The following is a 13538-nucleotide window of genomic DNA, read 5'->3' on the forward strand; positions in this document are numbered from 1 at the left end:
ATTAATAAAATAATAACGATTTGGCATCGTCGACCGCTTTCGAGGCTCGGATTCGACTCGTATCAAGGCACGGAGATCCCCGGGCGGCTCATCGCTTATTGGTCAACAGGCCACAAAACCACGACGTGCCTGCACCCGCCTGGCTGCCGCCTTCGACAGCGTTCGAAACGGTTGTCGCCTCGACCCGCGGCAGGTCGATGCCGCCGGCAATCCCCTCGATGAAGCCCATGACGATAAACTCGTGGCGGAGGCCGGTCAGGCTGACATTGAGCATCGGAATTATGCTGGCCGGCGAATCGGGGTCGCCGAGGCCGCTGGGCTCGTAGCGGACCGTCAGATTGGCCGCCGACGCGGTCGGCAGGATGCGCTGCACATCGGCGACGAGACCGGTGAAGATCGCGCCATCGAGGGACACAGCGCCGCCCATGGCGCCGCCATCGGCGCGATTCTGCATCTCGGTGCGTAACACCGTCATGCGTCCGATATCGAAGGCGAGTGCCGTGGCGCCGAGCAGCAGGAGAATCACAAACGACGCGTGGACGATCGCGGCGCCGGACCGATCCCGAATAAAGTCACGCATCTTCCACCCTGACTCAAAAGCTATCTTTGGAAGACGGTTTATGCGCCCAAACGTTTAAATTTGAATTGACCGGCGGGACGTTACCGGCTCGGAGGCGGCATCGACGGTAACGTTTTGGAAAGGATACTCCGGCTATCTGAAGGGCTGTCTGAGCGAACCGCACACGGGTCCCCGATGGTCGCATCAAGCTCTCGTCCCAGCCTGCCTTCTGCGGCACCGATCGCCCTGTCCTGGTCGATCAATCGATGGCCAGTCGTGTGTGCGCTGACCTACATCGGCGTCGCCTGGGGGATCGCGATGTTGTCCGGGCTGGACGACCAATTCTCGCTTACCGCCTATATCGGCCGCGGCTTTTCGATGTTCGCCATTGCCGGAGGTTTGTGGGCAATCGGCACGGTTGTCCATCTTCTATTTACGTTGGCGACGGAGCGGCCCGCGCGCCCCTTGGTCGCGATGGAAGAGATCATCCGGACCCGCTACCGCCCGATCGAGCGACTGGCGGTCGGCCTCCCGATCCTGGTTCTGATGCCGATCGCGGGGTCCGCCTTCACCTCGCTCAAGAGCATGATCCCAGCGTTGCATTCCTTCGATTGGGATAGGACCTTCATCGCTTGGGACCGCTGGTTCCATGGCGGTTCTCAGCCGTGGGAACTCCTCCAGCCGTTGCTTGGCCACGCGCCGGTCACGCGCCTCATCGATGGGGCCTATCACGCCTGGTTCATCCTGCTATACCTGACCATCTTCGTATTGGCTTTCAGCCTGAAACCACGGCGATTGCGGGCCCAGTTTCTGATCACCTGCCTGCTCGCCTGGGCCGTGCTCGGAAACCTGATGGCGACGGCGCTGGCATCCGTCGGTCCCATCTTCTATCAGCCGCTGACCGGCGACCCCCTGTTCGCACCGCTGACGGATTACCTGCGCGCGGTCGATACCGAGTTCCCCCTCGCCACGCTCAAGATCCAACAATATCTCTGGGACGGCTACGCCGGCGGTGAAATGATGATCGGCGGCGGCATCTCTGCGATGCCCAGCCTGCATATCGCCTCCGCCCTGTTGTTCGTCCTCGTATGGCGCCGCATCAACCGCCCGCTCGGCTGGGGCACCGGCGTCTTCTTTGTCGTCATGCTGCTGGGCTCGGTCCATCTCGGCTACCATTACGCGATCGACGGCTACGTCTCGATCGTGCTCACGCTCGTTCTATGGAAATTGACGGGCCGCCTCCTGGAACGCGATCGCGGCCTCGACCGCACGGCGATCGAGCCGCTGGCGAATGCCGCGCCGGCCCGCCGCCCGGGTTATGAAACCGCAACCGCTTCGTAGGGCTGAGACGTAATGGAAAGCGTAGCATATCGGACGATCGCCGGCCCCCTACCGCGGCGCGCCCTGCGCGCGCTCACCGTCAACCGTTGGCTCGTCGCCGGCGTGCTTGCTTATGCATTGTTGACTGTGCTGACGACCCGCGGCCTCGGGCTCGCCGATCCGTTCGCTATCGCCTTCGATGCCGCGCTTCGCGACTACATCATGCGGCTGGTCATTCTGTTCGCGCTGATCGGCGCCGCTTTCGTCCTTGGTCATGTCCTCCATGTCGTGTTGTTCGAGCGACCGGAGCAGCCGTTGATGGTGCTGCGCGAAAGTTTCTTCACCGTCCATAGAATGCCGGAACGGATCGTCACCGGGTTACCGGTCCTGCTGCTGCTACCGGTTTGCCTGGCCCTATTTTCCGCACTCAAGGTGCTGATTCCGGCAATCCATCCCTTCGACTGGGACGCCGCGTTCATCGCCTGGGATCGGTGGCTCCATGGCGGCGTCGATCCGTGGCAGATCCTGCAGCCGCTGCTCGGCTACCCATTCGCCACCCACATCGTCGATATCCTCTATACGCTGTGGTTCTTCGTGCTTTTCCTGTGCGCTTTCGTGATGGCCTTCAAGCTGCGGGGACGCCGTCTGCGCATGCAGTTTTTCCTCACCCTGCTGATTACCTGGGCCGTGCTCGGCAATGGGATGGCGGCGGCCTTCGCGTCGGTCGGGCCGTGCTTCTACGGCCTACTCACCGGCGCACCCGATCCGTTCGCCCCGTTGATGGCCTATCTCCACCACGTCGACGGGCGTTATCCGCTCGCCGCGGTGCAGATTCAGGAGGTGTTGTGGCAGGCTCACGAGATGAAGGAAATCGCCTTCGGACGCGGCATCTCGGCGATGCCGAGCATCCACGTTTCGACCGCTCTGCTGTTCTTCCTGTTGTGGCGGCGGATGAGCCGGCTGATGGGCGCGGCGATGGGCGTCTTCTTCCTGGCAATCCTGCTCGGATCGGTCCATCTCGGCTATCACTACGCCATCGACGGCTATGTCTCGATCGTTCTGACGGTTGCGATCTGGTGGGGCGTCGGGTTCGTTCTCGATCGCGATCGCGGCCTCGACGACGAGCCTGAGGTGCCGGCCGTAAGCCGCTAGGCGGCTATTTTAGAATCGCGGCTCGTAACCGTCCAAGGTGTCGTAGGGCTTGGGCCACGGCAGCTCCACCCCCTGTTGGGTCGCCGCATGGCGTGTCCAATAGGGGTCATAGAGGTGGGCCCGCGCCATGACGCATAGATCGGCGCGGCCGGCGGCGAGGATGCTGTTGACGTCCTCGAAGGTCGAGATACTGCCCACGGTCATCGTCGGAATTTCGGCTTCGAGCCGCACCCGGTCGGAAAACGGCGTTTGGAACAACCGGCCGTAGACCGGTTCCTGGTCGGCGACCACCTGTCCCGCCGAGACGTCGATGATGTCGCAGCCATGACCCTTGAGCGCTGCGGCGACCGCCACCGCGTCGTCGGGCGAGAAGCCGTCGGGGCGCCAATCGGTCGCCGACAAGCGCACCGATATCGGCTTGCCCTCGGGCCATGCCGCGCGCACCGCGTCGAACACTTCGAGCGGATAGCGCAGCCTGTTTTCCAGGCTGCCGCCATAGGCGTCGTCGCGCCGATTGGTGAGCGGCGACAGAAATGTCGACAGCAGGTAGCCATGGGCGAAATGCAGCTCGACGATATCGAAACCGGCGGCCTCCGCCATCCGCGCGGCGCGCACGAAATCGTCGCGCACCGCATCCATGTCCTCGCGGGTCATTTGGCGCGGCGCCTGGTTCCGCGGCGTATAGGGAATCGCCGACGGCGCCATCACCGGCCACGGATCCTCGTGGGGTTCGAGCGGCAGGTCGTTGCCCTCCCAGCCGAGACGGGTCGACGCCTTGCGCCCGGCGTGGGCCAGCTGCATGCCGATGCGCGCCGCGCTGTGCCGTTGCACGAAGTCGACGACCCGCGCCCAGGCGGCGACGTGCTCGTCCTTGTACATTCCGGCGCAGCCATGGGAGATCCGCCCCTCGCGGCTGACATCGGTCATCTCGGTCATGACCAGTCCGGCGCCGCCGATGGCGCGGCTGCCGAGATGGACCAGGTGCCAATCGTCGATAGTGCCGTCCGCCGCCGAATACTGGCACATGGAGGAAACCACGATGCGGTTGGGAACGATCATGTCGCGCAGCCGAAACGGCGTGAACATGGGCGGTGGCGGCGGGTCGGTCGTGACATTGACGCCGCTCTGGTTGGCGGCGCGCGCGGCGTACCAGGAATCGATCGAACGGACGTAGGCGGGATCGCGCAGGCGAAGGTTCTCATGACTGATGCGTAGCGAGCGCGTCAACAGGCTGAAGCCGAATTGAATCGGCTCGAGACGGTCGTAGTAGCGCTCGGCTTCTTCGAACCATTGCAGGCTGACCTGGGCGGCGCGCTGCGTGCTCTCCACATCCGGGCGCCGCGCCGTTTCGTAAGCGTCGAGCGCCGCCGGGATGGTGTCGCAACTTTGCATCGCATCCGACAACGCGATCGAGTCCTCCATTGCCAGCTTGGTACCCGATCCGATCGAGAAATGGGCGGTATGCACGGCATCGCCCATGAGTACGATGTTGTCGTGGTGCCAATGGCGGTTGCGGATGGTGGGGAATTGCCGCCAATGGGAACGGTTCTTGATCAGCCCGTGGCCGTCGAGCTCGTCGGCGAAAAGCTTCTCGGCATAGGCCATCGTCCGCTCCTCGTCTTCCACGGTGAGGCCGCTGCGGGCGAAGGTATCGGCGGTGCATTCGAGGATGAATGTCGAGTAGCCGGGCTTGTAGCGATAGGCATGAACCCGCCACAGCCCATGCTCGTTCTCCTTGAAGATGAAGGTGAAGGCCGGAAATTCCTTGGTCGTACCGAGCCACACGAAGCGGTTCGAGCGCCAATCGATGTCGGGCTCGAAGGCGTCGGCATACCTGTCGCGGATCGCGCTGTTGACGCCGTCGGCGGCGAGGATGAGGTCGCAATCGCCGAATTGATCGAGGTCGGTGATCTCGGTCTCGAAATGGAGCCTGACGCCGAGATGGGCGCACCGGCTCTGCAGGATGTTGAGCAGCGTCTTGCGGTCGAAGCCGCTGAACCCGTGACCGGTGGAGCTCAACACCTGGCTTTTGAAATGGATGTCGATGTCGTCCCAATGGGCGAATTGGTCGACGATCTGCCGGTAGGTTTCGGCGTCGGCGTCGAGAAAGTTGCCCAGCGTCTCGTCGGAGAAGACGACCCCGAACCCGAACGTATCGTCGGCACGGTTGCGCTCGTAGACGTCGATGTCGGCGGCCGGATTGGCTTTCTTCATCAGGATCGAGAAGTAGAGCCCGGCGGCACCGCCGCCGATGCTGGCGATTTTCATGACCGTTCCTTATCTATTCCAACGACTGGGTATTCGGCTCGGACGCGCGCAGCCGAAAGCGCTGCAGTTTCCCGGTTTCGGTGCGGGGGAGCGCGTCGACGAACGCGATCTGCCGCGGATACTTGTAGGGTGCGATCTCGCCCTTGACGAAATCCTGCAATTCCTTGACCGCCTCGGGGCCATCCTGGCGGGGATCGCGTAGGACCACGAAGGCCTTGACGATCTGGCCCCGTTCCGGATCGGGCGCCGCAACTACCGCGCATTCCTTGACCTTCGGATGGTCGAGCAGAACGTCCTCGACCTCCGGCCCGGAGATGTTGTAACCGGCGGAAATGATCATGTCGTCGGCGCGCGCTTGATACCAGAAATAGCCGTCCTCGTCGGCCTTATAGATGTCCCCCGGCAGGTTCCAGCCGTCCTTCACATAGACCTGCTGGCGCTCGGCGTTGTCGAGGTACTTGCACGCCGTCGGTCCCCGCACCGCCAAATTCCCGAGTTCTCCGGGCGGCCGCGGGTTACCCTCGTCATCGACGATGCGGGCCTCGTAGCCGGGAATCGCCTTGCCCGTCGCGCCGGGACGGATATTCGCGCCGGCGGCGGAGACGAAGATGTGGATCATTTCGGTGGAGCCGAGCCCGTCGATGATCTTCAAGCCGGTCGCCCGGTGCCACGCCTCGAAAGTTGGCAACGGCAACGTCTCCCCGGCCGAAACGCACTTGGTCAGGCTCGACAGGTCGCGGTAACCGATCCCATCCAGAAGCGCCCGGTACATCGTCGGCGCGGTGTAGAGCGCGGTACAGCGGTAGGTTTCGATGGCGTCGAACAACGCCTCCGGCGACGGCCTCTCAACGAAGGCGACCGAGGCGCCGAAGCGCATCGGGAAACAGAGCAGCGCGCCCAGCCCGAAGGTGAAGGCCAGCGGCGGCGAGCCGGTGTAGATCTCATCGGCGGAGCCGTCGAAGACATGGCGCGCGAAGGTGTCGCACATCGCCAGCACATCGCGATGATAGTGCATGGCGCCCTTGGGCCGGCCGGTCGTGCCCGAGGTGAAGGCGATCAGGGCGACGTCGTCGGCCGCCGTATCGACATTGTCGAACCGGGGCTCGGCCTTCGCCATCGCCGCATCCAAATCCGCCGCCGCGTCCTCGCCCGCCCCGGTGTTGGAGAAGAACGAAAGCCGCTTCAGGATCGGCGCCCGTTCCCGCGCGTCGACCATCTCGTCGCGGAACCGGACATCGCAGAGCGCCAGTTCGATATGCGCGCGCTCGGCCACGTAGGCGAGCTCGCGTCCGCGCAGCAGGGGCATCGTGGCGACACAGACCCCCCCCGCCTTGAGGACCGCGAACCAACACGCCGCCATCATCGGATTGTTGGGCCCGCGGAGGAGCACGCGGTTGCCGGGGACGAGGCCGAATTGGTCGACGAGAACGCGTGCGATACGGTCGGCCCGGTCCTTCAACTGACCATAGCTCCAATCGGCGCCGGGGAAATGAAACACGCGGCGGGCGCCGCGGCCGGCGGCGACCTGGACGTCGAGCAGCTCGACGGCGGCATTCATGCGATTGGGATAGGCGGCGAGTTCCGGCACCGCGCTGAAATCGACCGTCGCCTGAAGTTCCGGCGGCGGCAGATTGTCGCGCGCGAAGGTATCGACATGGGCGGTTTTCGGGTCACCGGGGATAAAGGGGTTCCGGGTCATCACGCCGCATCCTCGGCCGGCTCCCACAACGGCGCCGTCATCCGGCGCTTGCCGTCCGGGGTCATCCGAATGCCGGGCTCGTCGAGCCGGGTCCGGTCCCACAACTTGCAGGTCACCGGCACATGCTTCTGGTCCAGCGCCTCGCAGTAGTTGGTATATTCGCAAACCACCGCCTCGCCACCGCGGCCCAGCCGCACCTTGAGGAACCAGTCCGGATCGGCGAGGGTCTGGCGCGCCAGACCGACGATGTCGGCATGGCCCCCGGTCAAGATATCTTCGGCCTGAAGAAAGCCATGGATGCCCCCGGTGACGACGACGGGCGTGGCGAAACCGGCGTCGCGGACAGCGGTGCGAATCCGCGTCACCGGCTCGACGTTGCGACCGAACGGCCCGCGTTCATCGGAAACGAATTGCGGCATGCATTCATAGCCGCTGGGACCGGTATAGGGATACGCCGCTTGGCCAACCTTGGGCTGGGCGGCGTCCTCGAACCTGCCGCCCCGCGAGGTCGACAGAAAATCCATCCCGGCGCGGGCGAATTCGACGGCATGGTGGGCGCTGTCCTCGACCGTGCTGCCGCCGGCTACGCAATCCTCGGAAAGAAACCGGCAGCCGATAGCGAAATCGGCTCCCACCGTCTCGCGGACGCGACGGAAGACCTCCAAAGGCAAGCGCACGCGGTTCTCGATGCTGCCGCCGTAGCGGTCGTCGCGGTCGTTCAAGCGCGACAGCAGCGAGGCCATCGTATAGGCGTGGGCATAGTGAAGCTCGACGCCGTCGAACCCGGCTTCGCGGGCGCGCCGCGCCGCCGCAGCGAAGAGGTCGGGCAACACCGCCGGCAGATTGTCGATGTGCGGCAGATGTGTATCGGTCACATGCTCGCGGTATCCGTAGCGCAATCCTTCGAGTTCGCGGGTGTCCAAGACGTCTTCCAGCGCGTCGGGATCGAGCGCCAGCAAGTGCGCGCGGATTCTGTCTTCGGGCCAGTCCTCGGCGCCCAGGCGGCGGCGGTGGCGGTCGGTGATCGCGAGGTAGCGGCCGAAGAACTTCTCGGGCTCGGGCCGCCGCCGGATGGCCAGGAAATCGATCAACTGGATGAAGAGCCGGGTCTCGCCACCGCTGGCAATCCGCACCCGTTCGACCAAATCACGGAGACCGGGAATGAACCTGTCATCACCGATACGCAACAGCGGCCCGCTCGGAATGTCCCGGATTCCGGTCGCCTCGCAGACGATGGCGCCGGGACGGCCGCGGGCGAGCCGTTCGTACCACTCGATGGCCTCGGGGGTGACGAAACCGTCTGCGGTTGCCCGCCACGGCACCATCGCCGGTACCCACGTGCTCTGCGCGAGCCGGATTGGGCCAACGGAAATCGGTTGAAACAGGCGCGAGGCCTCGGCCTCTTCGCGGGTCGGCCACGGCCCCGGATCGGGTTGCCATTTGATACGTTCGGGAGGGCGCCACATGGTCGGTCAGCCCCCTTCGGCGGCGGCCAGTGTCCGCGCCGCGATGACCAGCTGCTGGATTTCGCTGGTGCCTTCGTAGATGCGCAGCGCGCGGATATCGCGATACAGCTGCTCGACCTTGGTCCCGCGCACGACGCCGTCACCGCCGAAGATCTGCACCGCCTGGTCGATGACCTCCTGTGCCGATTCGGTGGCGTAGAGCTTGGCCATCGACGCCTCGCGCGTGACCCGTCCCTGGAACCGGTCCTTGGTCCAGGCGGCACGATAGACGAGCAGGGCGGCGGCATCGATCTTGACCGCCATGTCGGCGATCTTTTGCTGGGTGATCTGAAAATCGGCCAACCGCTGGCCGAAAACCTCGCGCGACTGGACGCGGGCAAGCGCTTCATCGAGGGCGCGACGGGCAAAACCGAGACCGGCGGCGGCGACCGTCGAGCGGAACATGTCGAGCGTCGCCATGGCGACCTTGAACCCCTGCCCCGCCTCTCCGATCAGGCAATCCGCATCGATGCGGCAGTCTTCGAACTTCAGCGTCGCCAGCGGATGGGGCGCGATGACCTCGATGCGCTCGGCGATCGACAGGCCCGGGGTATCGGCATCGACGATGAACGCGGACAGGCCCTTGGCGCCCGGCGCTTCGCCGGTGCGCGCGAAAACGACGTAGTGATCGGCGATGCCGCCGTTCGATATCCAAGTCTTCTCGCCATCGAGAACAAAGCCATTGCCCTTCGGTGTCGCGGTGGTGGCGAGGGCGGCGACATCGGAGCCGGCGGCCTTTTCCGAGAGCGCGAAGGCGGCGATCGCGGCACCGGCGGCGACCGGCGGTAAATACCGCTCCTTCAGGTTTTCGCTGCCGAACAGCGAGATCGAGGCGCTGCCCAGTCCCTGCATGGCGAAGGCGAAGTCGGCGAGCCCATCCACATAGGCGAGCATTTCGCGTATCAGGCATAAGCTTCGCGCGTCGAGACCCTCGGCCACGCCGCCATAGGCGCGCGGCACCGCATAACGCAAGAAGCCCGCGGCACCGAGGCGCGTCACCAGATCACGCGTCGCGGCATCGATGTCGGCGGCCTCACCGTTGTCGATATCGGTGGCACTCGCCAGCCAGGCATGCAGGTCGCCGGCGAGGGCGCGATGCGTCTCGTCGAGGAAAGGCCAGTCGAGAAAGGAACGATCCGCCATCAATTGCCCTCGAAGACCGGTTTTTCTTTTTTGACGAAGGCGTGGTAGGCGCGCTCGAAGTCGTTCGTTTGCATGCAGATCGCCTGCGCCTGGGCCTCGGCCTCGATGAATTCGTCGAGACCCATGTTCCATTCCTTGTTGAGCATGGTCTTGGTGATGCCGTGGGCGAAGGAGGGGCCATCGGCGAGCCGGCGGGCCATCGCCAAGGCCGTCTCCTCCAGGTCAGCGGGCTCGCAGAGCCCGTTGTAAAATCCGAAATTGAGAGCCTCCTGGCCGCCCATGGCGCGGCCGGTATAGAGCAGCTCCGCGGCCCGCCCCTGGCCGATGATCCGCGGCAGCATGGCGCAGGCGCCCATGTCGCAGCCGGCCAGCCCAACACGGGTGAACAGGAAAGCGACCTTGCTGTCCGGCGTTCCGTACCGAAGGTCGCTGGCCATGGCGATACAGGCGCCGGCCCCGGCGCAGATACCGTCGATGGCCGAGACTACCGGCTGTGGACAGTCGCGCATGGCCTTGATCAGGTCCCCGGTCATGCGGGTAAATGCGAGTAAGCCGTTCATCTCCATCGACACCAGCGGTCCGATGATTTCGTGGACGTCGCCGCCGGAGCAAAAGTTGCCGCCCTCGCCCGAAACAACGACCGCCTTGACGTCTTCGACATAGACCAGGGCGCGAAAGGTATCACGCAGTTCGGCATAGCTTTCGAAGGTCAGGGGATTCTTTCGTTCGGGGCGATTCAAGGTGATCCGCGCGACCTTGCCCGCGACCTCGAGGGCGTAATGGTCGGGCGCGAAGTCGGCGGCCTTGGTGCCGGTGATCATGACGGATCTCCTCGGTGAGGCTGAGTTTTCTCGGAATCGTTTTCGGTCACGGACCGTTTGAGCCCGGCCAGAAGATCGAACAGCGTCGACATGTCGTTCGCCGACAGGCCCTCGAACATGGCTTCGACCCAGCGATGGTGGACCGGCAGCATGGACAGCAGTGTGTCCTCGCCGGCGGCGGTCAGGCGCACGACCTGCGACCGCCGGTCGCCGGGCGCCGATTGCCGTTCGACCAGGCCCTCGCCGACCAGCCGCTCGATCATCCCGGTGACATTGCCGTTGCTGACCATCAGCCGGCGCGACAACTCGCCCATGGTCAGCCCGTCCGGCGCGCGCTGCAATTGTGCGAGAAGGTCGAACCGCGGCAGGGTGATGCCGAATTCCTGGCGCAAGTTCTGGCGGATTCGCTGCTCGACCAGATTGGTGCAGGTGAGCAGCCGCAGCCACACGCGAATCTCGACCAGGTCCGATGTGTTGAGGGCGGTTTCGAGGTCGCCGCCGTCGTCCATCTGCAGAGGCACGGCCTTCACTTCATCACCTCGCCACCATCGATGATCACGGTTTGGCCATTGACGGCGGCCGATTCCGGGAGGCAGAGCCAACCGACCGCGGCAGCGACTTCGCCGGCTTGGACGAGACGGCCCTGCGGATTGGTGGCGGCCAGTTGCGCCCGCGCGTCGGCCTCGCTGCGGCCGGTCTTGGCCACGATATTGGTGATCGCACCGGCGACGAGGTCGGTGTCGGTGAAACCGGGACAGACCGCGTTGGCGGTGACGCCGGTCTTGGCGAGTTCGAGCGCGAGCGAGCGCGTCAGGCCGACCACCGCATGCTTGGCGGCACAATAGGCGCTGGTATAGCGGTATCCGGTGACCCCGGCGGTCGACGCGATATTGACGATGCGGCCGAAGCCGGCCTCGATCATCGCCGGCAGCACCAGTTGGGTGCAGCGGAAGGTGCCGACCAGGTTGATCTCCATCATGCGATGCAGCAAGGCCTCGTCGGTCCTGGCGAAAGGCGCGCTTTCGGAGGCGCCGGCGTTGTTGACCAGAATGGCGGGCGGTCCCAAACGGGCGACCGCGTCGCCGATGGCCGTCGAAAGGGCTTCGGCATCGGTGATATCGGCGACCACGGCGTGGGTGTCGACGCCATGGACGGTCTCAATTTCTGCCTGCCTCGAGCGCAACCGGTCAACGTCCCGGCCGAGCATCGACAGCGCCGCCCCCATGCCGGCGAGCCGGTCGGCGATGGCCGCGCCGATACCACGGCTGGCGCCGGTCACCAGCGCGTGGCGACCGGTCAGGACCCGGGTCGTCGGGGAGATTGTGCTTTCGGTCTCGGGCGTTTGCATCACTGGGTCCGTCGGTCGGCCGGTCACGGCGTGGCGGTCGCGGCAGTCCTGAAAGCAGGTCGCTGTCCTTCCAATATTATTTTAAGTTTAAAATATCTTCCCTGTCGGATGCAATAGGGTTATACAGGCGATCGCCGCACCGCCCGACGAGCGGCCTACATACGCCGACGATATTGGAGGAAAACACGCCATGAACATTGTCCTACCGCCGGGTTGGCCCCGCCCCAAAGGGTTCAGCAACGCCGTCGTCGCCGAGGGACGGATGGTCTTCATCGCCGGCCAGGTCGGCTGGACCCCCGAGGAACGGTTCGAGAGCGACGACTTCGCCGACCAGACCAAACAGGCGCTGCTCAATATCAAGGCTTTGGTCGAGGCGGCCGGCGGCTCGACCGCCGACCTCGTCCGCCTGACCTGGTACGTGACCGACAAGCAGGACTATCTTTCGAACCTGCGCGCCGTCGGTGCCGCCTACCGCGAGGTCATCGGTGCGCACTACCCGGCGATGGCGCTGGTCCAGGTCGTCGCCCTGGTCGAGGACCGGGCCAAGGTTGAGATCGAAGCGACGGCGGTGATCGGATAGGCAAACGGCAGCAGGCACGGGAGCGTCAAATCAACCGATATTAGGAGCGCGGCGTCGACAATGACCTACCAGACATTGGCTTACGAAACCGAAGGGCGCATCGCCCGCTTGACCCTCAACCGGCCCGATCGGTTGAACGCGATCAACGCCGAGATGCCGGGCGAGATACGCCACGCCGTCGGCCGCGCCAATGAGGATGACGGCGTTCATGTGATCGTGGTCGGGGGTGCCGGCCGCGCCTTTTGCGCCGGTTACGACCTCAAGGATTTCGCCGAGGCGGAGGGGGAAAATCCCTATGTGCAAGAGATGCCGTGGGATCCGACCCTCGATTACCGGCGCATGAAGGCCAACACCGACGACTTCTTCTCGTTGTGGCGCAGCGACAAGCCGACGATCTGCAAGGTCCACGGCTATGCAGTCGCCGGCGGCAGCGACATCGCACTCAGTTGCGACATCGTCATCATGGCCGAAGACGCCAAGATCGGCTATCCGCCGGCGCGGGTCTGGGGCTGTCCGACGACGGCGATGTGGGTCTACCGTCTCGGCGCCGAAAAGGCCAAGCGCATGCTGCTGACCGGTGACCTGATCGACGGCCGCGAAGCCAAGGACATCGGCCTCGTCCTCGACGCGGTGCCGGCGACGGCGCTCGACGGGCGGGTTCAGCAGTTGGCCGAGCGCATGGCCGCGGTGCCGCGCAACCAGCTGATGATGCAGAAGCTGATGATCAATCAGGCCTACGACAACATGGGCCTGGCCTCGACCCAGATGATCGCCACCCTGTTCGACGGCGTCTCCCGGCACACCCGCGAGGGCATGGCGTTCAAGCGCCTGGCCGAGCGCGAGGGTTTCCACGAGGCGGCAGCCCTGCGTGACAGCGGCCAGGCGATCCCCGACGGGACCGAGTGATGTGGCGACGAATGTGGACCAGAATGGGTCCTTAGGTTCCTTAAACCAGCCTGTCTTTCTCTCAATTCGGCAACAGATTTGACATCTGTAGAGTAGACTTATACCAAATCCCGTTGATCATGACCTATGTGCCCATTGCCTGTGTCCGATCGACATGATTTTCCAGGGCTGATCGATGAGCTTGTTCCAGGCGTCACAGCAGTGGTCGACGATGTCGTCGTATGAGTTGAAGACGCG

13 protein-coding genes are annotated in these 13538 nt (G+C 64.5%); 4 read left to right on the forward strand and 9 right to left on the reverse strand.

Translation table 11 applies throughout. The annotated features are described in order from the left end of the window. Window positions 1-88: 88 nt before the first annotated feature. Window positions 89-580, reverse strand: a complete 492-nt coding sequence (locus GY791_10035) for a hypothetical protein (protein MCP4328758.1) — start codon at window positions 578-580, stop codon at window positions 89-91. Window positions 581-835: 255 nt separating this feature from the next. On the opposite strand from GY791_10035, the gene GY791_10040 reads away from it, so the two are divergent. Both GY791_10040 and GY791_10045 read left to right on the forward strand, forming a co-directional pair. After that, entirely contained in the window at window positions 836-1900 is a 1065-nt protein-coding gene (locus tag GY791_10040) for a hypothetical protein (GenBank protein MCP4328759.1), read from the forward strand. A 12-nt stretch (window positions 1901-1912) separates the two neighbouring features. Beyond that, window positions 1913-3031, forward strand: a complete 1119-nt coding sequence (locus tag GY791_10045; GenBank protein ID MCP4328760.1) for a hypothetical protein — start codon at window positions 1913-1915, stop codon at window positions 3029-3031. A 9-nt stretch (window positions 3032-3040) separates the two neighbouring features. On the opposite strand, the gene GY791_10050 is transcribed toward GY791_10045, so the two are convergent. Genes GY791_10050 through GY791_10080 form a run of 7 tightly spaced genes read right to left on the reverse strand, consistent with a single transcriptional unit; the run spans window position 3041 to window position 11815 of the window. Continuing rightward, window positions 3041-5284: a bifunctional salicylyl-CoA 5-hydroxylase/oxidoreductase gene (locus tag GY791_10050; protein MCP4328761.1), complete on the reverse strand. Its 2244-nt coding sequence runs from the start codon at window positions 5282-5284 to the stop codon at window positions 3041-3043. 28 nt (window positions 5285-5312) lie between these two features. Beyond that, window positions 5313-6998 (reverse strand): AMP-binding protein, encoded by a 1686-nt coding sequence (locus GY791_10055; GenBank protein ID MCP4328762.1) that lies wholly within the window; start codon window positions 6996-6998, stop codon window positions 5313-5315. Then, entirely contained in the window at window positions 6998-8464 is a 1467-nt protein-coding gene (locus GY791_10060; GenBank protein MCP4328763.1) for an NADH:flavin oxidoreductase, read from the reverse strand. Before GY791_10060 ends, GY791_10055 begins: the two co-directional genes overlap by 1 nt. Before the next feature lie 6 nt (window positions 8465-8470). Further along, window positions 8471-9646, reverse strand: a complete 1176-nt coding sequence (locus GY791_10065; protein MCP4328764.1) for an acyl-CoA dehydrogenase — start codon at window positions 9644-9646, stop codon at window positions 8471-8473. Further along, window positions 9646-10467, reverse strand: a complete 822-nt coding sequence (locus GY791_10070) for an enoyl-CoA hydratase family protein (protein MCP4328765.1) — start codon at window positions 10465-10467, stop codon at window positions 9646-9648. Before GY791_10070 ends, GY791_10065 begins: the two co-directional genes overlap by 1 nt. Continuing rightward, entirely contained in the window at window positions 10464-10976 is a 513-nt protein-coding gene (locus GY791_10075) for a MarR family transcriptional regulator (protein MCP4328766.1), read from the reverse strand. The genes GY791_10070 and GY791_10075 overlap by 4 nt, the downstream gene beginning before the upstream one ends. Before the next feature lie 17 nt (window positions 10977-10993). Continuing rightward, window positions 10994-11815, reverse strand: a complete 822-nt coding sequence (locus GY791_10080) for an SDR family oxidoreductase (protein ID MCP4328767.1) — start codon at window positions 11813-11815, stop codon at window positions 10994-10996. A 190-nt stretch (window positions 11816-12005) separates the two neighbouring features. On the opposite strand from GY791_10080, the gene GY791_10085 reads away from it, so the two are divergent. Both GY791_10085 and GY791_10090 read left to right on the forward strand, forming a co-directional pair. Continuing rightward, window positions 12006-12395 (forward strand): RidA family protein, encoded by a 390-nt coding sequence (locus GY791_10085; protein MCP4328768.1) that lies wholly within the window; start codon window positions 12006-12008, stop codon window positions 12393-12395. Between the two features lie 60 nt (window positions 12396-12455). Then, the gene (locus GY791_10090) at window positions 12456-13301 is read left to right on the forward strand and encodes a crotonase/enoyl-CoA hydratase family protein (GenBank protein MCP4328769.1); all 846 of its coding nucleotides are present in this window, start codon (window positions 12456-12458) and stop codon (window positions 13299-13301) included. 117 nt (window positions 13302-13418) lie between these two features. On the opposite strand, the gene GY791_10095 is transcribed toward GY791_10090, so the two are convergent. Next, a partial coding sequence (locus GY791_10095; GenBank protein MCP4328770.1) for an IS630 family transposase occupies window positions 13419-13538 on the reverse strand: 120 nt, incomplete at its 5' end.

The sequence above is a fragment of the Alphaproteobacteria bacterium genome (assembly GCA_024244705.1).
Taxonomy (GTDB): domain Bacteria; phylum Pseudomonadota; class Alphaproteobacteria; order JAAEOK01; family JAAEOK01; genus JAAEOK01.

Bases quoted from the DNA above. Each gene is read 5' to 3' on its own strand.
- GY791_10065 (MCP4328764.1), bottom strand. From the start codon at position 9,646: ATGGCGGATCGTTCCTTTCTCGACTGGCCTTTCCTCGACGAGACGCAT.
- GY791_10045 (MCP4328760.1), top strand. From the start codon at position 1,913: ATGGAAAGCGTAGCATATCGGACGATCGCCGGCCCCCTACCGCGGCGC.
- GY791_10035 (MCP4328758.1), bottom strand. From the start codon at position 580: ATGCGTGACTTTATTCGGGATCGGTCCGGCGCCGCGATCGTCCACGCG.
- GY791_10070 (MCP4328765.1), bottom strand. From the start codon at position 10,467: ATGATCACCGGCACCAAGGCCGCCGACTTCGCGCCCGACCATTACGCC.
- GY791_10075 (MCP4328766.1), bottom strand. From the start codon at position 10,976: ATGGACGACGGCGGCGACCTCGAAACCGCCCTCAACACATCGGACCTG.
- GY791_10085 (MCP4328768.1), top strand. From the start codon at position 12,006: ATGAACATTGTCCTACCGCCGGGTTGGCCCCGCCCCAAAGGGTTCAGC.
- GY791_10080 (MCP4328767.1), bottom strand. From the start codon at position 11,815: ATGCAAACGCCCGAGACCGAAAGCACAATCTCCCCGACGACCCGGGTC.
- GY791_10060 (MCP4328763.1), bottom strand. From the start codon at position 8,464: ATGTGGCGCCCTCCCGAACGTATCAAATGGCAACCCGATCCGGGGCCG.
- GY791_10090 (MCP4328769.1), top strand. From the start codon at position 12,456: ATGACCTACCAGACATTGGCTTACGAAACCGAAGGGCGCATCGCCCGC.
- GY791_10055 (MCP4328762.1), bottom strand. From the start codon at position 6,998: ATGACCCGGAACCCCTTTATCCCCGGTGACCCGAAAACCGCCCATGTC.